The sequence below is a fragment of the Chitinophagaceae bacterium genome (assembly GCA_016699815.1).
GTDB lineage: Bacteria > Bacteroidota > Bacteroidia > Chitinophagales > Chitinophagaceae > Ferruginibacter.
Genome location: CP065012.1, coordinates 1,855,405 through 1,876,996 on the forward strand (window position 1 = coordinate 1,855,405; position 21,592 = coordinate 1,876,996).

Annotated in this window: 16 protein-coding genes and 1 tRNA gene; 8 read left to right on the forward strand and 9 right to left on the reverse strand. The window is 38.4% G+C overall.

From position 1 onward, the window contains the following. Positions 1 to 70: 70 nt before the first annotated feature. From IPO46_08200 to IPO46_08215, 4 genes are all read left to right on the forward strand, one after another. Positions 71 to 2,017, forward strand: a complete 1,947-nt coding sequence (locus IPO46_08200) for a TonB-dependent receptor (GenBank protein QQS62113.1) — start codon at positions 71 to 73, stop codon at positions 2,015 to 2,017. Positions 2,018 to 2,198: 181 nt separating this feature from the next. Continuing rightward, on the forward strand, positions 2,199 to 4,454 hold the full coding sequence (locus IPO46_08205) for a TonB-dependent receptor (protein ID QQS62114.1): 2,256 nt from the start codon (positions 2,199 to 2,201) through the stop codon (positions 4,452 to 4,454). A 77-nt stretch (positions 4,455 to 4,531) separates the two neighbouring features. Beyond that, on the forward strand, positions 4,532 to 5,122 hold the full coding sequence (locus IPO46_08210) for a MarC family protein (protein ID QQS62115.1): 591 nt from the start codon (positions 4,532 to 4,534) through the stop codon (positions 5,120 to 5,122). Between the two features lie 58 nt (positions 5,123 to 5,180). Beyond that, positions 5,181 to 5,252 (forward strand) — tRNA-Arg (locus tag IPO46_08215). 8 nt (positions 5,253 to 5,260) lie between these two features. On the opposite strand, the gene apaG is transcribed toward IPO46_08215, so the two are convergent. The 5 genes from apaG to IPO46_08240 all read right to left on the reverse strand — a co-directional run bounded on the left by apaG (position 5,261) and on the right by IPO46_08240 (position 7,810). Beyond that, positions 5,261 to 5,647 (reverse strand): Co2+/Mg2+ efflux protein ApaG, encoded by a 387-nt coding sequence (gene apaG, locus IPO46_08220; GenBank protein ID QQS62116.1) that lies wholly within the window; start codon positions 5,645 to 5,647, stop codon positions 5,261 to 5,263. A gap of 39 nt (positions 5,648 to 5,686) precedes the next feature. Beyond that, entirely contained in the window at positions 5,687 to 6,028 is a 342-nt protein-coding gene (locus IPO46_08225) for a translation initiation factor (GenBank protein ID QQS62117.1), read from the reverse strand. Positions 6,029 to 6,030: 2 nt separating this feature from the next. Next, a complete protein-coding gene (gene nadC / locus IPO46_08230) occupies positions 6,031 to 6,882 on the reverse strand; it encodes a carboxylating nicotinate-nucleotide diphosphorylase (GenBank protein QQS62118.1) in 852 nt (283 codons plus the stop codon). A 17-nt stretch (positions 6,883 to 6,899) separates the two neighbouring features. Continuing rightward, positions 6,900 to 7,226, reverse strand: a complete 327-nt coding sequence (locus tag IPO46_08235; protein QQS62119.1) for a nucleotide pyrophosphohydrolase — start codon at positions 7,224 to 7,226, stop codon at positions 6,900 to 6,902. Between the two features lie 131 nt (positions 7,227 to 7,357). Next, on the reverse strand, positions 7,358 to 7,810 hold the full coding sequence (locus IPO46_08240; protein ID QQS62120.1) for a D-tyrosyl-tRNA(Tyr) deacylase: 453 nt from the start codon (positions 7,808 to 7,810) through the stop codon (positions 7,358 to 7,360). 347 nt (positions 7,811 to 8,157) lie between these two features. On the opposite strand from IPO46_08240, the gene IPO46_08245 reads away from it, so the two are divergent. Beyond that, positions 8,158 to 11,502 carry a vitamin B12-dependent ribonucleotide reductase gene (locus IPO46_08245; GenBank protein ID QQS62121.1) on the forward strand — a complete coding sequence of 1,115 codons (3,345 nt, stop codon included), beginning with the start codon at positions 8,158 to 8,160 and terminating at the stop codon, positions 11,500 to 11,502. A 136-nt stretch (positions 11,503 to 11,638) separates the two neighbouring features. Here the strand turns inward: IPO46_08245 and IPO46_08250 are convergent, their stop codons facing one another. Both IPO46_08250 and IPO46_08255 read right to left on the reverse strand, forming a co-directional pair. Next, entirely contained in the window at positions 11,639 to 14,038 is a 2,400-nt protein-coding gene (locus IPO46_08250) for a hypothetical protein (GenBank protein QQS62122.1), read from the reverse strand. Next, positions 14,004 to 15,041, reverse strand: coding sequence for a hypothetical protein (locus IPO46_08255; GenBank protein ID QQS62123.1), 1,038 nt, complete (start codon positions 15,039 to 15,041; stop codon positions 14,004 to 14,006). Before IPO46_08255 ends, IPO46_08250 begins: the two co-directional genes overlap by 35 nt. 179 nt (positions 15,042 to 15,220) lie before the next feature. Here IPO46_08255 and IPO46_08260 point away from each other — a divergent pair, with 179 nt between their 5' ends. The 3 genes from IPO46_08260 (at position 15,221) to IPO46_08270 (ending at position 19,241) form a co-directional block, all read left to right on the forward strand. Next, positions 15,221 to 16,693 (forward strand): glycine--tRNA ligase, encoded by a 1,473-nt coding sequence (locus IPO46_08260; protein QQS62124.1) that lies wholly within the window; start codon positions 15,221 to 15,223, stop codon positions 16,691 to 16,693. Positions 16,694 to 16,948: 255 nt separating this feature from the next. Then, complete coding sequence (locus IPO46_08265; GenBank protein QQS62125.1) at positions 16,949 to 18,049, forward strand: hypothetical protein; 1,101 nt, start codon at positions 16,949 to 16,951, stop codon at positions 18,047 to 18,049. A 10-nt stretch (positions 18,050 to 18,059) separates the two neighbouring features. Then, positions 18,060 to 19,241: a hypothetical protein gene (locus IPO46_08270; GenBank protein QQS62126.1), complete on the forward strand. Its 1,182-nt coding sequence runs from the start codon at positions 18,060 to 18,062 to the stop codon at positions 19,239 to 19,241. A 6-nt stretch (positions 19,242 to 19,247) separates the two neighbouring features. On the opposite strand, the gene IPO46_08275 is transcribed toward IPO46_08270, so the two are convergent. Further along, positions 19,248 to 20,003, reverse strand: coding sequence for an FAD-dependent oxidoreductase (locus tag IPO46_08275; GenBank protein QQS62127.1), 756 nt, complete (start codon positions 20,001 to 20,003; stop codon positions 19,248 to 19,250). 49 nt (positions 20,004 to 20,052) lie between these two features. Further along, complete coding sequence (locus tag IPO46_08280) at positions 20,053 to 21,492, reverse strand: PAS domain-containing protein (GenBank protein ID QQS62128.1); 1,440 nt, start codon at positions 21,490 to 21,492, stop codon at positions 20,053 to 20,055. Positions 21,493 to 21,592: the final 100 nt, after the last annotated feature.

The following is a 21,592-nucleotide window of genomic DNA, read 5'->3' on the forward strand; positions in this document are numbered from 1 at the left end:
GGATTTAAGAATGTAGGGCATTCTTTTATTTTCTCTCTTACACGAAAGTAGTCACACAAAACTTTTTAAAATGAGAAAAACATTTTTTGTGCTGGCTGCTATTGTTTTTAGTAACAGTACACATGCTCAGCAGGACAGCGCTTCACTTGACGAAGTAGTTATTACGGCAAACAAGTACCCCAACAAAACATCACTTACCGGTAAAGTGGTTACCATTATTACCAAAGAACAACTGGAAAAAAATGGCGGAAAAGATTTGTCGCAGATATTAATGGAACAAACCGGTGTATATATCGGCGGGGCCAATAGTAATTTTGGAAAAGATAAAAGTATTTATTTACTTGGCGCAGCTATTCAGTATACCCTTATTACCATTGATGGTGTGCCGGTTTACGATGCCAGCGGAATAGGCAGTAATTTTGATTTGCGTAATTTATCGGCAGATCAAATAGAGCGTATAGAAATCGTAAAAGGGAGCCAGTCAACTCTATATGGCAGCGATGCACTGGCCGGCGTAATCAACATAATCACAAAAAAATCATTTGCCAAAAAAATTGAAGCGAACGGGTTGATAAGTTATGGCAGTAATAATTCTTTTAAAGCAAATATAGAAGCTGGGGGAAAAAGCGGTGCAATTGATTACACTGCAGCTCATTCATACTTTTCTACAAAAGGTATTAACGAAGCAGCAAGTACAAATACCGGAGCAGATAAAGATGGATATACCCAAAACAGTACAAGATTTTCTCTGGGTATACAGGCTACCAAAAACATCAGGCTGCAACCCTACTTGCGTTACTCTGATATACATGGCGATTTAGACCAGGGCGCATTTATTGATGAGCTGGATTATACCTATAAGCAAAAAAACCTTCAATTAGGATTCAAAAACGAATGGAAATTTTCAAAAGCCAACCTGAATATACTTTATAGTTACAGCACTATAAAAAGGGTTTATATTGATGATTCCATAAAAAGCCAAAATGGTTTTGATAAATACGCCAAAGGAAGTTATGAGGGCAAAGAACATTTTGCAGATATTTATTTAACCACAGCGCTCAGCAATTTATTTAAATTAACGGTAGGAGTGGATTTTCGTTCATCAAATTCCGACCAGGAGTTTATTTCAATAAGTGGATGGCCTTTTCACAGCAAGTATGGTTCAGACAGCCTAAGGCAAAACCAAACCGGGCTTTACAGCGCTTTAAATCTTAATACCAAAAAAGGGTTTAACCTGGAGGTAGGCAACCGGCTCAACTTTCATTCAAAATATGGCTCCAATGATGTATTTAATATCAATCCATCTTACCTCATAAATAATTCAGTAAAACTTTTTGCCAACCTTTCAACTGCTTACCGCACACCTTCGCTCTACCAGTTGTTTTCAGAATTTGGCAATAAAGATTTAAAACCCGAAACCGCCACAACATCAGAATTTGGCATTCAATATTTTTCAAAAGACAATAATTTTTCCGGGAGGTTAACCGGCTTTTCACGGAATATTAAGGATATGATGTTTTTCTATACCAATCCTTCCACTTATGCATCGCAATATATTAACCAGGATAAACAAAAAGACCATGGTGTAGAATTGGAGTTGCTGTATAAACCATCAAAACACATTTCTTTTAAAGCCTTTTATAGCTATGTAAATGGTAAAATATATACAAAGCTAAATGGAAAAGATACCAGCTATTTTAATTTGTTGCGCAGGCCCAAAAGCAGCATAGGCTTTAATGCAGGGTTTACCATAAACAAAAATTTATTTGTAAGTACAAACCTGGCCTGGTTTGACAAAAGAAAAGATGCTTATTTTGATAATACTACATTTCAAACAATAAATGTTACCCTAAGCAGCTATGCCCTTTGGGATGTGTATGCAGAATATGCTTTTTGCAAAAGCAAATGTAAGTTATTTGCAGACCTGAGAAACATTACAGCCAGCAAATACAATGAAACCGCAGGCTTTAATACATTGGGCTTTAATGCATATGCAGGCTTACGTTTTAGTTTGTAATAGTGCGGCAGCAAAGGTTTTTTGTATACCTTGTAAATGCATTGTTATTGGTTTAACTGGCCTGTGATGGGTTTTAAGAAACCGGACAATTGAATTTATTATTGACGCAAAATTGCATCATATTCAACGCAGCTAAAATATTCCGGCACACAAAGCGTTTACGAGTTGTAATATAGTATTTATGAAATACCTATTGGCCTTTTTATGGGTTTTCGTGCATGCAGGGGCAATGGCCCAATATTTTTTCCAGGGAAAAGTAGTTGATGAATCAGGTAAAGCCATTCCTGCTGTTTCCATTAATATTGGTATAGAGAAAACAATGCTGCTTGCAAATAATGCAGGCGAATTTTCATTTCAATACCCAACAAAGCCCTTTTTTATCCAGTTGAGCCATATAGGTTATGTAACGCAAAAGATACAGGTAAAAGATAGTTTACCGGCACGCATCATTTTGCAAATAGATCCTGCAATATTGGATGAAGCTTTTGTACAGGCATTTGAAAGAAATGCAAACAATAATAATATTGCAGCACCAATTGGCAATATTCATCAGGTACAAATAATCCGTTTGGGTACAGGCAACCTCTTACAATCTGTAAATAATATACCCGGCGTTAAAATGGATGAACGCAGCCCGGGAAGTTACCGCCTGGGTATAAGGGGAAATTTGTTGAGGTCAACTTTTGGAGTTAGAAACGTAAAAGTTTACTGGAATGGGTTGCCTTTTACCGATGCAAGCGGTAGCACCAATTTTAATGCTGTTGCGCCTGCTGTAATTTCTTCCATAGAAATTATTAAAGGGCCTTCCGGCAGCATGTATGGCGCAGGTACAGGAGGTGCGGTTTTATTAAAATCCGGGGCACCATCTTTAACCGAAAATAATTCTATATCGGTTGCAGCATCTGCAGGCAGTTATGGAACTTTTTCGGGCAATGCCCAAGTGATTCTTTCTAAAAAAAATACCACAACATTTTCTATTGCTCACCAGCAGGCAAATGGATACAGGAACCATTCTGCCATGAAAAGAGATGTTGCTTTGTTTACCGGCAGTTTTCACTTAAGCAATAATAGAAAGTTAAACAGCCTGGTTTTTATCAGCCATTTATTTTATGAAACACCGGGAGGTTTAACTGAGGCTGAACTTACTGCAAATCCCCGGCAGGCAAGGCCCGCTGCCGGAATTTTTCAGGGCGCCGAAACCCAAAAAGCTTCTATAAACTTAAAGACTGTTTATGCTGCATTTTCTCATGAGTGGCAAATAAGCAGGCTAATTAAAAACACAACAGGAATTTATGTTTCTTATACCGACTTTGCAAACCCCACCATTCGTAATTATGAAGATAAATACGATAGGGGTACAGGCGCAAGAACCATTTTTATTAAAACCTGGAAAAATTTTGACGGGGTTTTTGGCGCAGAAATCCAAAAAGGTTTTTTTAGCGCATCGGTATTTGATAACTATGCAGGTAATAAAGCAAATTTGAAGTATCATGATTACATCCAGTCATGGCAGGCCAACATATTTACACAGGCAACCTATTTGTTTAAAGGTAACTGGCAATTGTTGGCCGGACTTAGTTTTAATCATTTTTATTTGGGTTATAAAAGAATTACCAGCAACCCAATTGCAAAAGAAGGGAGTAATTTTTCGCCACAATGGGTTCCCCGTATTTCTTTAATGAAAATTTTGGAACCAGTGCGTATTTATGCATCGGTAAGCAAAGGGTACTCAACTCCCAGTATTGATGAACTACACGCCGGCGACGACCGCTTTAATAAAGCATTAAAAGCAGAAAAATCCATTAATTATGAACTTGGGTTTAAAGCAACACTCATCAATAATCAATTATGGTTAAATATGTCGGGGTATTATTTCCGGCTTAAAAATACCATTGTAGGCCGCAGGGATTCATCCGGTGGTGATTTTTATTTAAATGCCGGCTCTACCCGCCAAAAAGGAATGGAAGCTACTGTGAATTATCAGCCGGTAATAAAAGTAAACGGTTGGATAAAAAGTATTTTACTCAATGTAAACTATAATTATATTCATGCCCGATTTGCCCATTACCAGCAAGGCATAACAAAATACGACGGCAATAAAATTACAGGAACAACGCCCTATGGTTTATCTGCAAATGCCGATTTTGTTTTTTCAAATGATATTTACTTTAATTGCACTTACTCTTATACAGGAAAAATTCCTTTAAATGATGCCAATACGGTTTTTGCGCCTTCATACAATTTGTTGATTGCAAAACTTGGATATAAATTTACAATTGCGAATACGGATACCGATTTTTTTCTTGCCATCAATCAATCAATGAACAACCCTTATGGATTGGGTAACGATTTAAACGCTGCCGCAAAGCGATACTTTAATCCATCTGCTCCATGGATGCTCAATGCAGGCCTGAAAATGAAAATTGGCTTAGAATAGCCATTAGTATTTATAGGTGAATGGTATTTATTTCTTGAAGCTTTGTGATTTCCCGTTTATCTTTGCAAAAAAATTTAATGTTTCAATTTGGTAATTTTTCTTATAAAGAGGTATTAACCATTACGTTTACACTTTTTGCGGTAATAGATATTTTAGGGTCAATACCCATTTTAGTATCACTTAGGGAAAAAATGGGCGGCAAAATAAAGGCCAACCTTGCTACTATTGCATCCGGCAGTTTAATGATTGTATTTCTTTTTTTGGGCAAGCAGTTTTTGAACCTTTTGGGGCTTGATGTAAAATCATTTGCAGTGGCCGGTAGCATTGTAATTTTTATATTGGGCTTGGAAATGGTATTGGGCCTGGAATTTTTTAAGCCGGAAAAAGATGCTAAAAGCGGTAGTGTGGTGCCCATTGCATTTCCGTTAATTGCAGGCTCAGGAACGCTCACCACCATTATGTCGTTAAAGGCCAACTATGCCGATGTAAATATTCTAATAGGCGTATTGATAAATTGCATAGCCATATTTCTTGTATTACATTCTTTAAAATGGATTGAAAGGGCGCTGGGTCCCAATGGGCTTTCGGTGATGAGAAAATTTTTTGGCGTAATATTGCTCGCCATAGCCGTAAAAATGTTTGCGGTAAACGCAAAAGGGTTATTGTAAATGTACTTTGACGAAGCAACAGATACGGGTATGAAATAATGAAAAAGAAGTTCTTTATGGCCTCGTAGTACAATGGATAGTATAAGAGTTTCCGAAGCTCCAGATCCTAGTTCGATTCTAGGCGAGGCTACAAAATTTTTAATTCAACTTAAGTGGAGCCTGTAATTCAAAAGCAGGTATGGCTACCGAAAAAGTATTGCGCTTGTGTAAATTCTCCACCAAATAGTTGCCATGCATTTTACCCATTTCGCTGCGTAGGTTGCAGCCGCTTACATACTGATACTGGTCACCGGGCTCAATGGTAGGTTTCACACCCACTACACCTTCTCCTTCTACTTCTCGTTTTGTTCCGTTGCTGTCAAATATATACCAGTGTCGCCTTAATATTTTTACAGGAAAATTATTGTTGTTTTCCATCTTTATCTGGTAAGCAAACATAAAATCTCCATTTACCGGGTTGCTGTACTCCGGTTGATAGTATGTTTCAACTGTAATAGTAATACCATTTGAGATTTTACTTACCATACCCAAATTTAATTAATAATATTTTTTTGGGCAAGCTTATTATATTATCCTGGCCTTTGTAAAGCCTTTTTTATGCAACCATTGCAATGCTTTGCTGCGGTTGTCTCCTTGTATGAGTATTTCCCCGTCTTTTACCGAGCCGCCTGTGCCGCAAAAAGTTTTGAGCTTTTTTCCCAGTTCTTCTTTCTCTTTTGTACTGCCAGTATAGTTTTCTATGAGTGTTACGGCTTTGCCTGCCCGGTGCTTTGTTTCGAGCCTTACTTTTATTAATTGCTCTGCCGGGGACAAGTTTTCCAGTTCCGGTTCATTCATTTGATCAGGCGAGAATTGTGGATCGGTAGAATATACAATATGGTTAAAACTTTTAATTTTTTTTGCCATGGTTAAATAATCATTGCTTTTAAACTAAGGTCGAGGCTTACTGCCTGGTGTATTATTGCGCCGCTTGAAATAAAATCTACACCAGTAGCTGCATAGGATGCCAGGTTAGATAAATTAATTCCGCCGCTGGCTTCGGTTTCATATTTGCCATTAATAATTCTTAAAGCTTCGGTAATTTTTTTAGGGGTAAAATTATCCAACATTATGCGGTCAATTTTCCCGGTTTGCATTACAAGTTGTACATCGGCAATTGAACGGGTTTCTACTTCAATTTTAATATTCAGCTTTTTAGTTTGCGCATAATCATATGCCTTTTTAATTGCTTTTTCTATTCCCCCGCAAAAATCAATATGGTTATCCTTAAGCATTATCATATCGTATAGGCCATAGCGGTGGTTACAACCACCGCCAATATTTACGGCTTCTTTTTCCAGCAACCGGAAATTGGGTGTGGTTTTCCTTGTATCTAATAATCTGGTTTTATAACCGTTTAATTTTTGGGTGTATTTACGGGTAAGTGTGGCAATGCCACTCATGCGTTGCATGCAATTTAATACCAGCCTTTCTGCCTGTAAAATGGTATGAATTTTTGCAGCAACTTCAAACGCCGTATCGCCGGCTTCCATCTTATCCCCATCTTTTTTAAATGCTGTAAATATAATATTGGGTTGCAGGAAATTAAAAATTTTTTCGGCTACCTGCATACCGGCTAAAATGCCGTTTTGCTTTATTTTTAATACTGCTTTTCCGTGTGCCGCTGCATCTATTGTTGAAAGCGTGGAGTAATCTCCGGGGCCAATATCTTCGGCAAGGGCATTTTTAATGAGCAGGTAAAGTTGTTCGTCGTATGTCATGGTTAATGATAAAGTAATTATTGGAGCTTATCGTTTTGTTTATGGCGGTTAGCGTCCCTGCTCGTTTTTTTGTCAAAATTTTTTTCCAGGGCATCAGTTAAATCCACGCCGGTTTGATTGGCAAGGCAAATGAGTACCCAAAGTACATCGGCCATTTCATCTGCAAGTTCTTTTCCTTTATCAGTTTCTTTAAATGATTGTTCCCCGTATTTTCTTACTATTAGCCGGGATAGCTCGCCCACTTCTTCCATTAAAATACCCAGGTTGGTAAGCTCATTAAAGTATCTTACGCCAACGGTATTTATCCATTGGTCCACCTGCTGTTGTGCCTGCTGAAAGGTCATGCATAAAATTTTATATGCTACAATTATTTACAAAATTAGCAATAAAATAGCCTTGTTGCCCTGCTAAGTTTCAGGCTGAGTTTTTAGGATTTTAAATGCTGGCAGTAGTGCTACTTCCTTTACAGTATTAGTTATTCTTTGTTTTGTGAATCAATTATTATGGTTACAGGCCCGTCGTTTACTAAGGTTACTTTCATATCTGCACCAAACTGGCCGGTAAATATTTTTTTTCCTAAATCTGACTGTAACTGTGCTATCATTTTTTCATACAGTGGTATGGCAAAGTCGGGTTTGCTGGCTTTTATGTACGATGGCCTGTTGCCTTTTTTTGTACCGGCATGAAGGGTAAACTGGCTTACTAATAAAATTGCTCCATCAATATCTTTTACCGAAATATTGGGAATATGGTTTTCATCATCAAAAATCCTAAGGTTTACAATTTTGCTGCTGAGCCATTCTATGTCGTTTTGGTTGTCGGCATTTTCAATACCAAGTAAAACCAAAAGACCTTTTTGTATAGAAGCAATATTTATATTTTGTACGGTAACTGATGCGTTACTTACCCTTTGAATTACGGCTTTCATAATTGTAATAAATGATGAGTAGATTTTTGGGAACTTGCAAAAAGTTACCAGAAAACTAATATATTATTCAGGAATATAGTGACATTTAATACATTTCCCCCATTTTTTATACTTTCTACCAAAAATAAGGCATACAAAAAAATTATTTCTATCCACAAAAAGTGAAAAACCCCTCAAATGCAATAGGCAGTTGGGGTTTGAAATTTTACACATCATTTTTCCACAACTGTTGATATTTATAAATGGTTTTCTTGGTTTACAAAAGATATTTTCGTCTTCTCTCTGAACTTTTTTTGGAACTGGTTTTGGGAGGAATATCATAACTTACTAACTATAAATAATTGTTCATGCCTGCTAAAAAAATACCTGCCTCTCCACTGCAGTTTTCCCGCCAGTTTACCAATGATACGGTAAGCCCGTTTAATATGTTTGAATACGATTACCGTACATCGGCAATTAAAAATCCTTCGGGTGAAATAGTATTCCTTATGGAAAATGTTGAAGTGCCAAAGCAATGGAGCCAGATAGCTACCGATATTTTAGCACAAAAATATTTTCGCAAAGCCGGAGTTCCTCAGCCCGATGGGAGTACAGGCAGGGAAACCAGCATAAAACAGGTGGCACACCGCATGGCACATTGCTGGAGGGCATGGGGTGAACGCTATAATTATTTTGCAACAGAAAATGATGCACAAATTTTTTATGATGAACTTGTATATAGCATATTAAACCAGGCTTGCGTTCCCAACAGTCCGCAATGGTTTAATACAGGCTTGTATGAAGTATACGGTATTGCCGGCAAACCACAAGGCCATTATTTTGTAGATCCCAAATCTAACTTACTGCAAAGATCTACATCGGCATACGAACGCCCCCAACCACATGCCTGTTTTATATTAAGTGTAGATGATGATTTGGTAAACGAAGGAGGCATTATGGACCTTTGGGTGAGAGAAGCCAGAATTTTTAAATATGGCAGCGGCGTGGGCACCAACTATAGTAGTATTAGAGGAGAAGGAGAAAAATTAAGTGGTGGCGGTTCCTCCAGCGGATTAATGAGTTTTTTAAAAATTGGCGATCGTGCTGCCGGAGCTATTAAAAGCGGCGGTACCACAAGGCGTGCAGCAAAAATGGTATGCCTGGATTTAGACCATCCCGAAATTATTGACTTTGTAAACTGGAAAGTAGAAGAAGAAAAAAAAGTGGCCGCATTAATTGCCGCCGGATATCCCAGCGATTACGAAGGAGAAGCCTATCGTACAGTAAGTGGCCAAAACAGTAACAACTCTGTAAGGGTACCTAATAACTTTTTTAAAACTTTGGATGAAAATGGAGATTGGGAATTAAAAGCCCGTAGCGATGGCCGCACCATGAAAACGGTGAAAGCACAAGCACTGTGGGATCAAATTAACTATGCCGCATGGCGCTGCGCCGACCCGGGAACTCAATACGATACCACAATAAATGAATGGCATACCTGTCCTGAAGGCGGACCTATTCGTGCAAGCAACCCTTGCAGTGAATACATGTTTTTGGATAATACAGCCTGTAACCTGGCTAGTGTAAACCTGCGCAGGTTTTTTGATGAACAAAATAATTTATTTGATGTAAAGGGTTTTGAATATACCTGCAGGTTGTGGACTGTTGTTTTGGAAATATCTGTATTGATGGCACAGTTCCCATCCAAAGAAGTAGCACAACTCTCCTACGATTACAGAACCCTGGGTTTAGGATATGCCAACCTTGGTTCAATGCTCATGGTAAGTGGTATTGCTTATGATAGCGATGAAGCCCGGGCTATAGCAGGTTCCATTACCGCTATTATGACTGGTGTTTCTTATACAACATCTGCAGAAATGGCTGCATTTTTAGGCAGTTTTGATAAATATCAATTGAATAAAGAGCACATGCTTCGTGTAATGCGTAACCATCGTGCCGCAGCTTACGATGCCATGGATGCTTATGAAGGCCTGGAAATAAAGCCGCAAGGCATTGATGCAAAGTATTGCCCCGATTATTTACTAAAAGCTGCAACAAAAGCCTGGGATAGCGCCGTTCAGTTAGGCGAAAAATACGGATACCGCAATGCGCAAACAACCGTTATTGCCCCAACCGGTACTATTGGATTGGTAATGGATTGCGATACCACAGGTGTAGAGCCCGATTTTGCCCTGGTGAAATTTAAAAAATTGAGCGGAGGCGGATATTTTAAAATAATTAATCAAAGTGTGCCGCAGGCATTGCGTAATTTAAAATACAGCGAAGCAGAACTGGAGGAAATTGTAAACTATGCAAAAGGACATGCAACCCTCAAGGGCGCACCGCATATTAATGAAATTTCTTTGGGAGAAAAAGGGTTTTTACCTGCTGAAATTGAAAAACTCAATGCTGCAATGGGCAGCGCTTTTGAAATAGGATTTGTATTTAATGTATTTACTTTAGGCGAACACTGCCTGCAACGCCTGGGCTTTACACCAGAACAATATAATAATTTTGAATGGAGCCTTTTAGAAGCACTTGGCTTTACCGATGATCAAATTGAAGAAGCAAATATTTTTATATGCGGAACAATGACGATTGAAGGCGCTCCTTATTTGAAAGAAGAACACCTGTCTGTTTTTGACTGCGCTAATAAATGCGGAGCAAAAGGGGAAAGATATATTCATGCACACGGACATATTCGAATGATGGCTGCTGCTCAACCTTTCCTGAGCGGTGCAATAAGTAAAACCATTAATTTACCCAACGAAGCCAATATTGAAGAAATTGCAAATGCCTACAGGTTGAGTTGGGAGCTTGGGTTAAAAGCTTGCGCTCTGTACAGGGATGGGTCAAAACTAAGCCAACCCCTAAGCAATAAAAGCGATAAAAAGAAAAAAGAAGATGCTGTTGCGCCAAATGAAGAAACAGCAAGTATTACTGCAAGCCTGTCTACCATCATCAATATGGCAAACCTTACTAATGACGAGGTGCTGGATGAGGTAAACAAAAGGGTGCAAAGCAGCGCAGATACTGCATTAAAGCGCCAACTGGCCATGATTGTGGAAAGAAGGAGCCTCCCGGCAAAGCGCCGTGGCTTTAATCAAAAAGCAAAAATTAGCGGACAAACACTTTTCCTGCGTACAGGTGAGTATAGCGATGGTACGCTTGGAGAAATTTTTATTGATATGGCCAAAGAGGGCGCCACCATGCGGAGCATGTTAAACTGTTTTGCAATTGCCGTTTCCATCGGCTTGCAATATGGTGTGCCTTTAGAAGAATATGTAGAAAAATTTGTTTTCACACGATTTGAACCCTGTGGCATGGTAGACCACCCCAATATTAAAACCACTACTTCAATTGTTGATTTTATGTTCCGCTCCCTGGCGTATGAATATCTTGGCCGTACCGACCTGGTGCATGTACTGGATAAGCCGGAGGTGCAAAATACCGGTAACGAAGATTGGGATATCAATACACCCACTATTGGAGAAAGAGTGCCGGAATTAAGCGAAGTAAGGGTTTTAAATACATCTGCAGCAAACCTAAAACCATCATCAGTAAAACCGGCAAATGATATGTACGCAGTTAACCATGCTAATAAACAAATGCATGGAGATGCACCGGCTTGTAATGTTTGTGGGCATATTACCGTAAGAAGCGGCACTTGTTATAAATGCCTTAATTGCGGCAATAGCCTGGGTTGCAGTTAAATCAGTACTTACCATTCTCAATAATAAAACCTCTGGGCGAAAAACCCGGAGGTTTTTTGTGTAAGTACAAAAAAATAATTTTGAAATTACATAGCTAGTACAAAAGAATAAAAAGTTGGGGATACTTTAAACCCCATTATTTAATCTTAAAATCTCTCAAATAACTGCAAGTATTCAATACCTCCTGATAAAATTGAGTAGTACCAAATTCTTTATGTAATTGCGGAAAGTACTTGTTATTCATAAAATCTTTTTGGTAATTCTTTGAGGCTGATTCATATTTATCCCAGTTATTGTAGTCAAAGTCGCCATACTGTGGCATACGTAATTGCTTTTGAACACATTTGGCTATCATAAACAGGCATTTTGCTTTAAACTCATTTTTAGAAGAGGCATCCATAGCCATTTTAAAATAATCATGGGCAGTGAAACAACCGTAATAATTTTTTTGAAAGGTTGTAGCATCTTTGGGGATGTAATAGCCGTCTGATCCGCTGCGGTAATATTCTACCAGCTCCCATGCATAGCCGTAATAGGTAGTATTGTAAAAGCCCAATGCCATTTTATACAAATAGTCTTCAGCATTTGCTTTATCAGTTTTAGCAAGGCTCTGCAGGCGCAGCATTTCTTTTGCAAAAGCAAGCTTTGAGGTAGTAGTTTTGTCTGTTGTTAATCTTTCTTCACGGTCGTACAGGAGTTCAATAAATGGATTTTTTTCAATAATATTTGCCGATGCAGCCGGTGATTTTGCAAACCATTCAATTGCTTGTGTAAAATTATTGTCTCTTAAATAAGCAGTTCCGGCAAAGTCTATTACTTCCGATAATTTTAAAGAATTGTTGGCAACAATAAATTCTGCAAAAGCTGTTTTTGTTTTGCTGTTTATATATGCATACAAATTTTCCACATCTTTGCTGGAGGATTGATGGTGTAAAAAATCTGCTGCCATAGAGCTATACTCACTGGATTTGCCACCATACATAATAAACTCCGCAGCGCCTACTGCCAGGGCTTCTTTATGCCTTTCGTTTTGCTGGCGGTAACGCTTTGCCATTATTTCACTCATAAAATTGCGATAAAATGTTTTCCATTGCGAAGGTGGGCTGTTCCATACATCACCATCTTGTTTATCGGCCAAAGCTTTTTGAGCCAGCCATTGTACAGAGGAAAGGATTTGCTGTTCAAATACGGCATCAATTTTTTCTGCTTCGTTTACCGTAAGTAATAAATTGGTTAACTGCCATTGATCGTTGAGTTTTGCAGATAGGTTCATTTGTTTCGAATTAGTAAGCAGTTGCCTGGCTTCTTTAAAGTTGCGTTGTAACATAGCAGTGTATGCAGCGCCCAGTTCAAATAAAGCTGCATTTGGGGCTTTGTTGCTTATGGCAATGCTATGTAATAAGTCTTGTAGTTTTTTTGCCTCGGCCTTATTTGCATTCATAGCCGAATCTGTTTTTCTTTCGTTCCAGCTATAGAAAAATGTTTTGCCGCCGTTTTGTTCCCGGAGCATTGGTGTTAAGTAAGCTTCTTCCAATTTATTAATTTCCCTTATTGCCAATACCTGCAGCACTTCAGCATTGGGAGCCAGTTGAAAAACTTCTTGCATTGCTTCTGTTTGCCAGGATGGGTCGCCAAGCATAAACAGGGCAAGCATGCCTGCTTTTTCTTTGTTGTTGGCACATAGGGCAAGGTATTCTTCCCTATATTTTTGAGCAGTTACCGCCCAATTAAAACTTATGTAATTACTTATTCGTTTTACATCAGATTCGCTAAATGCCTTGCTGAATAAATATGCGGCTTCTTTTAATTTGCCTGTTCTGTATAAAGCGCCTGCTTTTAAAGCCAGGCTCATAGGTTGCAGCACCGATTTTGTTTTATTGCCTGCAATCATTGCATCGTAAGTAACTATTGCCGCAGTATAATTATTGCTGTAATGCGCCAGCCGTGTTACCTGGTAACCATATTTTAATTTAAAGAATTGGGTTTTGGCTGCATTGAACAACTGCCGCCCATTTTTCATGAGGTTATCCATTTTAATACTGTCTCTTATTATGGCTTCCCAGTTATTATTACTGCCCAGCACATAAGGTTCTACCTGCTTTGCATACAGTACATAACCCAGGCCTTCTAAATCTTTGCTGCGTATGAAATAATGAGTCATACTGTTAGCCTTTATAGGTGCCGCTACGAAAAGGGCTTGCTTTTTTTCAATATGGTTATATAAGTTTTTTAAATCTACTAAGCTATATTCGGTTACAAAAAGCAAGGCTTCTTTTTCCGTAACAGGCTTGCCGCAATAGGCGGCCCACTCTTTGGCTAAAACTTCGGTTGTGTTTACAGGCTCCTGTTCGGCGTACAAAAAATTATAGCCTGTGTAGTAAAAAGGCTGATAAGCTTTTGCCTCCGCCAGGTTATTGCTGAAAAAACTTGTGTAATAATCGTAAGGATCTGCATCGGGCCCGCAACCAATAATGTTTTGCGGAAAGGAAATAAAAAAAAGGTTAATGAAGGCTGCGAAAAATATTTTTAATTTCATGAACAGAATATTTACTTAAAATTAGGCTATCCAAATGAAATAAGACAACCCTAAAGCTATCGGTATTAATTTTTTGATTAAGTACAGATGCGGCGGCCATTATATCTGTATAAGAGCTGCCTTCGTAGCGCAATAGGTCTCCTTTTTTAAATGCAGTATTATTTAGCACAACATCTTTGTTTATAGCAAACCTGTTCTGTGCAAGTTTCATTGCATATTGGTTCAATGAATCATCATTAAGGTTTTGAATTAAACCTGCATAAGTATTTTTTCTAAACAGTACATACCAGCCAAATACAGGCAAAGCCACATCAAGCGCTAAAGGATATTGATCAAGTTTGCCGGTATATTTTTTTATTTCTTCAGGGTCAATAATGGAGTTTTTAGTTTCCAGTTTTTTTAAATTACTCATATTGTAACACATGAGCAACCCTTTTTTTACGGGTGGTATACCGGCCTCCTTCGCATACTTTACCTGGAACAAACGAATGGTTGCTGAATATAAATGTTGCGTATCAATCTGCTGTAATTTTGTAAGCAATGAGAAGTATTTTTCTTTGGTAGACGCCGTCCAGTCGCAGTCAATTTGAATTTCCTTTATGGCGCCAATAGAATTAACAAAGGCAATTTCATTTATTAGTTTAAGGATATTTTCTGCCAGCGAATTACATTGTTCTGTCTGTATATTTTTGATACACTCATTGGTAATAAAAACAGTAGGAATAATTTGTAATTGATTGCATTTAATAAAATATGAATCCGCAATTCTTACCTGTGCAATAGGGCTGGGTTTTAAATAAGTTTCATCCCAGGCAACATCAAAAAAACGGAGGTAAATGGTATTGCTCCCATTTGTTTTTAATGCAGCCAAATCTGATGCTGTGGGGTTGAAAACCGATTTCCAATGGTAGAATGCAGGCTCAATGATTTTGCCGAATTTTTTTTGGTCACTGCAGGTAGATAACAGGAGAGAAGTAGCAATAAAAATAATTAAGCAACGCATAGTATTTGTCAAAGATACTGGCAACAAAGTTGCAAAATTGTTTTTGCAGCGGTGATACTGATTTTGATTTGGAATAAGGGTTTAAACCGCAGGTGTATCTTCAGTCCACAGCCGGGGCTAAAGACTGCCGACTGGGTACGCTGCCGGGGTTTAAGGGCCATACCTTATCTTTGCGCACTATGGCAAACGAAGCAAATAATTTCCAGGAACTGATTGCACACTGCAAAGAATATGGCTATATTTTTCAAAGCAGCGATTTATATGATGGCCTTAGCGCCGTTTACGATTACGGGCAATTAGGTGCCCAACTCAAAAAAAACTTAAGAGACGAGTGGTGGAAAAGCATGACGCAAATGCATGAAAATATTGTAGGCATTGATGCGGCTATTTTTATGCACCCTACCGTGTGGAAAGCCAGCGGCCATGTGGATAATTTTAGCGACCCAATGATTGATAATAAAGACAGTAAAAAAAGGTACCGGGTAGACCATCTTATAGAAAATTTTGCCGATGAACTTAAAGAAAGCGGAGAAGGGAAAAAAGCCGAAGAAATTTTGGCGGCGATGGATGCTTTGCTGGCAAAAGATGATTTTGCCGGCTTAAAAAACCTTATTGAAGAACATAAAATTAAATGCAGCATAAGCAAAACCTGCAACTGGACAGATGTGCGGCAATTTAACCTCATGTTTAAAACAGAGTTTGGCGCTGTAGCCGGCGATAACCCTGATGATAATATTGTATACCTGCGCCCCGAAACTGCACAGGGTATTTTTGTAAATTTTTTAAACGTACAAAAAACCGGCAGGATGAAAATCCCATTTGGCATAGCACAAACCGGTAAAGCTTTTAGAAATGAAATTGTTGCAAGGCAATTTATTTTTCGTATGAGGGAATTTGAACAAATGGAAATGCAATTTTTCATTCGCCCCGGCTCTCAAATGGAGTGGTATGAGTACTGGAAATCCGAAAGAAAAAAATGGCACGAAAGTATGGGTATACCTGCTGCAAAACTGCGCTATCACAACCATGTAAAACTGGCGCATTATGCCGACGCAGCCGTAGATATTGAATTTGAATTCCCCTTTGGATGGAAAGAGCTTGAAGGCATACATAGCCGCACCGATTTTGACCTGGGCCAACATGCCAAATACAGTAAAAAGAAAATTCAATATTTTGACAACGATATTGACCCCACAACAAATAAAGCCATTGGCAACTATACACCTTATGTAGTAGAAACTTCTGTTGGGCTCGATCGTTTGTTCCTTACCGTTATCAGCCTTTCTTATGCAGAAGAAAAATGGACCAAAGACGACGGAACCGAAGACAGCCGTGTGGTAATGCGTATACCGGCAAAGCTTGCGCCAACAAAGCTTGCTATTCTTCCCCTTATTAAAAAAGACGGCTTGCCCGAAATAGCCCGGCAACTGATGCACGAATGCAAAAGCAGCTTCATGTGTTTTTATGAAGAAAAAGATGCCATTGGAAAACGGTATCGCCGCATGGATGCCATTGGCACACCATTTTGTATTACCATTGACCATCAAACAAAAGAAGATGGAACCGTTACAATTCGTTATAGGGATGATATGCGCCAGGAAAGAATTGCGATGGGCGAAGTAAAGAAAATGGTGCTGGATAAAATTGGCTGATTTTTTTCTGTTTCCTAGGAATTATTGGTTTCATTTGAGGCTTTTCTATATCACAAACTATTGTGGGGCGCTGCTATCTTATATCATAAAAATATTTAATTAAATTTAATTTAATTAAAGCCAGTATTATTTTTCACCCTTTTTGGGATTGCCAGGCATTGGGTTTTATTTAATATTTGTATCTGTATTTATGGCATAGCTGTCTTTTGGGTCTAGGGCTGTACATTCTATTTATTAATATTTAAACCATAAAGGATGAACAAATTATTTATTACTGCTTCAATATTTTTTTTCTTTATTAAAGCAGGAGCTCAAAATGTGGGTATAGGAACCCTCACGCCCCAGTTTAAATTATCTGTACATGATGCAACACATGGGTATATAAAATTTTCAAATAATACAACTACCGAAAACACAACATCAGGTTCTTTTATTGGCGCTTATCAAAATGACCTTTATTTATGGAACAAGCAACCAACCGGAAACATGTTTTTTTATACCGATGGTTCCAAGAGGCTAACTCTGGATTCTGTAGGAAGGTTTGGTATTGGTAAATGGCCCGAGGATGCAATGGATGTAAAGGGTAATGTTAGGATAGAATCCCCTTCTACCACCGGCGGGGCTGCAATTAAAATGTATGGTGGAACTACTAATTTGAGCTATATACAGTTTTATAAAAATATTACATCACCTACTGCTATGGGATACATTGGTTTTAACCCTACGCAGAATTATGCAGTAATTCAAAGCGGCATTGCTGTTTCGGTAAGCAGTAATGGAATGGGTGTAGGTACTGTAAACCCGGAAGCCCGCCTCCATGTTCCGTTTGGTACAGATGCTGGCCTACCCAATACCAGCAATGGTTTTCTTATGCTGGGCCTTGGTAGTTCAACAAACGTGGTAATGGACAATAATGAAATACTTGCCCGCAATAATGGCGCTGCATCCGATCTTTTTTTGCAACATAGTGCCGGTAACCTTATTTTATGCGGCAATGAACAGGGAGCTGTAGGTATCGGCGTTTCATCCGGTGCAAGTATACCTGCAGGTTATATGTTGGCAGTAGATGGAAAAATAATTAGCGAAGAATTAAAAGTACAATTAAGTGGCAACTGGCCCGATTATGTTTTTGCCAATAATTATAACTTAAAAAGTTTTGACCAGCTCCGTTCATTTATTGATGCAAATAAACATTTGCCCAATATACCACCTGCTGCAGAAGTAGAAAAAAATGGCATTGAAGTGGGCGATATGCAAAAAAGAATGATAGAAAAAATTGAAGAGCTTACCCTATATATTTTGGAATTGGAAAACAGGGTAAAAAAACTGGAACAAACAAATGCCATTAAAAATTAAACCAGTTTGTATGAAAAGCTTCTGGAAAAAATATTTAGCCTCCATTGTGTTATTTGCTGTTTGCTATGCTGGTGCAAATGCCCAGGAATATTTGCCCCGGAACAACCCCGGTTGCATAATGAAGCTCAAAAGCAAACCCAAGTATTTGCCCAATGCCGATGCATTTTTGAGGCAGCAACTTGCTGCAAGGCTTGGCGACTCATCGTATACCGATGATTTTTCATCGCCCTATTATGTTCGATTGTTTATAAGAATTGTAAGGCAGGATGATGGTACTTTGCCAGGCTGTACTGTGGAAGAGGCCATGCTAAATTTTAATGAAATGAATGTGCAATACAGTCCGCACAATATTTGTTTTCAACTTGCAGGGATAGATTTTGTGAATGATACCTATCTCAATAATTTTAATACCTCTGCAAATTTGGAACAGGTTTACCCTGATTATATACGAGATAATAACCTGGATGTGGATGGGGCAATGACAATTTTTATTCACTACAATTTTTTAAATAATAGCGGGAGTAGTGGAAATGCTTATACTATCCCCAATAATTTTTTAAGTGTGGCACGCTGGGCTGCTAAAAGCACTACTGTGCATTCGATCTTTGGGCATGAGATGGGCCATTGCCTGGGCTTGTACCATACTTTTGAGGATAATTATGGAGAGGAAACAGTTCCTCGCTCTTCTTCAAACTCCTGTTACAACTGTGCTTCAGATGGCGATTTGTGTTGCGATACGCCTGCAGACTACGCCAATTCGCAGAATAATACCAGTTCCTCAACCTGTAATTATTCGGGTACAGCTGTAGAAAATTGCAGTTCCCTGCAATATAATCCTTCTACAATTAATATTATGAGTTATCAACCCTGGGCATGTATTTCAACTACCAGTACTGCTATTACCGCCAATCAGCGTACAAGGATGCATGCAACAATTTTAAATCCAAATGGGCCTGTTTTTTGGCGGGTTTCAGAGGATAATTATGTACAGCCTGCAACCAGTAACAGCTCAGCATTAGTTAAAATTTATGCAGCTAAAAATTCGGTGGGTACATCCAGCAATAGCATTACGCATTCTGGTGCAGCAAATGCCTACTATGTAGCAGGCGGAAGTGTTACCTTTGGCCCTGGCGTTACCATGGCTCCCAATAGTGCAGGGGTTATACAGGCAAGTATTTCGGGTTGTAATTAAAAAAAATTACCCATACAATTCCTGGTGAATGCTTTTTCTATCGTAGCCTAAAGACATTATGCGTTGCTTGGCCTCATCTACCATTTGCTTCCAACCGCATAGGTAAAATGTAGCGGGTATTAGTTGGTTACTATTTGCTTTATTAGATTGTACGATGGATTCATAAACTTTATGTACATATCCTTTGTGAGTAAAATCAAGATTTTCTTCCACATTTTCCCTGGAGAAAACAGAATGAAACTGCAGGCTGGGATGCTTTTCTGCAAGTGCTTTTAATTCATCTGCATAAAGTGCATCTTCATATTTTCTGCATCCAAACACCAGGTAAATTTTTTTATGCGGAATATTATGGTTGAAAATATGGTGAACCATACTACGGAATGGCGCAATACCGGTTCCCGTGCATATTAGAAAAACATCTTTGTCAATATTTTCGGGTAGGGTAAACACACCAACCGGCCCACGTAAAGTAAGTTCTGCGCCTTCTTTTACTTCATCAAATAAATAAGGAGTGCCTTTTCCTTCTTTATTTAAAACAATACATAATTCAAAGCTATTGTTACCATTTGGCCAGCTTGCAATGGAATAGCTGCGCCAGCGCTTATTGGGCTTTTCGTCAATAGGTAAATCTATGGTTACAAATTGGCCGGGTTTAAAATCAAAAAGCCCCGGCCCGGAAAATTGAAAAATAAAACTCCGGGTATTATGGGTAAGTTGTGTTATTTGTACAATATTGGCTTTTTGCCAGGGTAGAAGCGCCATGTAATTTTTTTTAAGTTTTGGTTATTCCTGCTTTTATGCTATTGCAAAATTACAATTCAAAATCTACTTTAATGGTACAACCTTTTCCCTTTGTTGCATCAATTTTTAGTTGCCCGTTATGCAGTTGTACCCTGCTGGCAATATTTTTAAAACCTAAGCCATATTTAATTTTCGATTTTTCAAAACCTTTACCATCGTCGGTAATGATTAATACCAGTGATTTTTTCTTTTGGATAATTTCTATTAATACATGCCTGGGTTTTGCATAGCGTAATATATTGGTAAGCTGCTCCTGTACTATCCTAAAAATAGTGAGTTTTAAATCTTCATCTTTCAGGCTGCTGTCGTTGAAAACATAATTTTCTTTTATTTGAAATTTGTTTACAATAGCTATATTTTCCACTAATTCCTGTAAAGCCATTTTTAATCCTACTTCGCCCAACGATGGTGGTAACAACGACTTGGAGAGCATCCTTATTTCTTCCACTGCAGATAAAATAAGTTTCATTGCCGAGCTTAAAAATTCTTTTCGCTTTGCGGGGTTTTGCATACTATACTCAATATATAGCTTTGCCGTTGCCAATATTTGATTGATATTGTCGTGCAGCTCCTTGCCCAGGTTTTCCCTTTCCCTTTCCTGGGCAGCAATAACGGCATTGGTGATGTCGTCTTGTTTTATTTTTCTTTCCTCTTCAAGTTTTTGCTCTAGTTCAAGTAATTCCGAAATATCTCTTGATGTTCCTACCAGCCTTATTAATTCCCCTTTTTCATTTCGCATGGCGTAGCCTTTTTCTGAAATATGCCTTGGGCTTCCATCATCCCTTAATACTTTGCAATCAAAATGAAAATTTTTTATTTCGGGATTTTGTAATATATTTTGGATAATATTTTTTACATTTTCTTTGTCTTGCGGATGTATCCTGTTCCACCAGCTATCGGGCAAGTTATGCTCGCCTAAAGTTTTGCTGCCGGTAATTTTTTGCCAGGCCTCTTTGCTGCGAAATACCTTGTTGTTCAGCAAATCCCAGTCCCAAACCATATCATTGGTTGCCTGGCCTACCAGATAGTAACGCTCATTACTAAACTGCAATTCGTTGGTTAGGCTTTTAATACGAAGGACGTTAATAATAGTTTTTTCCAGCAATGCGACATTAAGCAATTTAGTTTCAATACTATCGGTTATGCCGGTTTTGAGGAGTTTTTGATGCTGAGGAAAGGATATTTTTCCGGCAATTACAATTATAGCTGCTTTAGTTACTTTTTTACTGAACCTGTTTAGGTTTTCTAAAGATTTTTTATTAATTGCTTCAACAATCAAAATAAATACATCGGGGCGGCTGATTTCTTTACTAGGCAAGTGTGTAATGGCCCCTGCCAATGCCGCTTCATTTATGGGGAGGCTGCAGTTTAATAAAAACGACTGAACTTGTTTTTTAATGACTGTTGTACCGCCCGAAATAACGATGTTAATTTTTTTTGCTGTTTTCATGCAGTAAAATTACCTGCACAATTTACTTTATTTACACTTCTTAACTGTAGGTAAATTCACTCTTGCATAAATGCAGTTATTCTGTAATTTTGTATCCAGG

Coding starts and splice junctions, on each gene's coding strand:
- IPO46_08200 (QQS62113.1), top strand. CDS start 71: ATGAGAAAAACATTTTTTGTGCTGGCTGCTATTGTTTTTAGTAACAGT.
- IPO46_08205 (QQS62114.1), top strand. CDS start 2,199: ATGAAATACCTATTGGCCTTTTTATGGGTTTTCGTGCATGCAGGGGCA.
- IPO46_08210 (QQS62115.1), top strand. CDS start 4,532: ATGTTTCAATTTGGTAATTTTTCTTATAAAGAGGTATTAACCATTACG.
- apaG (QQS62116.1), bottom strand. CDS start 5,647: ATGGTAAGTAAAATCTCAAATGGTATTACTATTACAGTTGAAACATAC.
- IPO46_08225 (QQS62117.1), bottom strand. CDS start 6,028: ATGGCAAAAAAAATTAAAAGTTTTAACCATATTGTATATTCTACCGAT.
- nadC (QQS62118.1), bottom strand. CDS start 6,882: ATGACATACGACGAACAACTTTACCTGCTCATTAAAAATGCCCTTGCC.
- IPO46_08235 (QQS62119.1), bottom strand. CDS start 7,226: ATGACCTTTCAGCAGGCACAACAGCAGGTGGACCAATGGATAAATACC.
- IPO46_08240 (QQS62120.1), bottom strand. CDS start 7,810: ATGAAAGCCGTAATTCAAAGGGTAAGTAACGCATCAGTTACCGTACAA.
- IPO46_08245 (QQS62121.1), top strand. CDS start 8,158: ATGCCTGCTAAAAAAATACCTGCCTCTCCACTGCAGTTTTCCCGCCAG.
- IPO46_08250 (QQS62122.1), bottom strand. CDS start 14,038: ATGAAATTAAAAATATTTTTCGCAGCCTTCATTAACCTTTTTTTTATT.
- IPO46_08255 (QQS62123.1), bottom strand. CDS start 15,041: ATGCGTTGCTTAATTATTTTTATTGCTACTTCTCTCCTGTTATCTACC.
- IPO46_08260 (QQS62124.1), top strand. CDS start 15,221: ATGGCAAACGAAGCAAATAATTTCCAGGAACTGATTGCACACTGCAAA.
- IPO46_08265 (QQS62125.1), top strand. CDS start 16,949: ATGAACAAATTATTTATTACTGCTTCAATATTTTTTTTCTTTATTAAA.
- IPO46_08270 (QQS62126.1), top strand. CDS start 18,060: ATGAAAAGCTTCTGGAAAAAATATTTAGCCTCCATTGTGTTATTTGCT.
- IPO46_08275 (QQS62127.1), bottom strand. CDS start 20,003: ATGGCGCTTCTACCCTGGCAAAAAGCCAATATTGTACAAATAACACAA.
- IPO46_08280 (QQS62128.1), bottom strand. CDS start 21,492: ATGAAAACAGCAAAAAAAATTAACATCGTTATTTCGGGCGGTACAACA.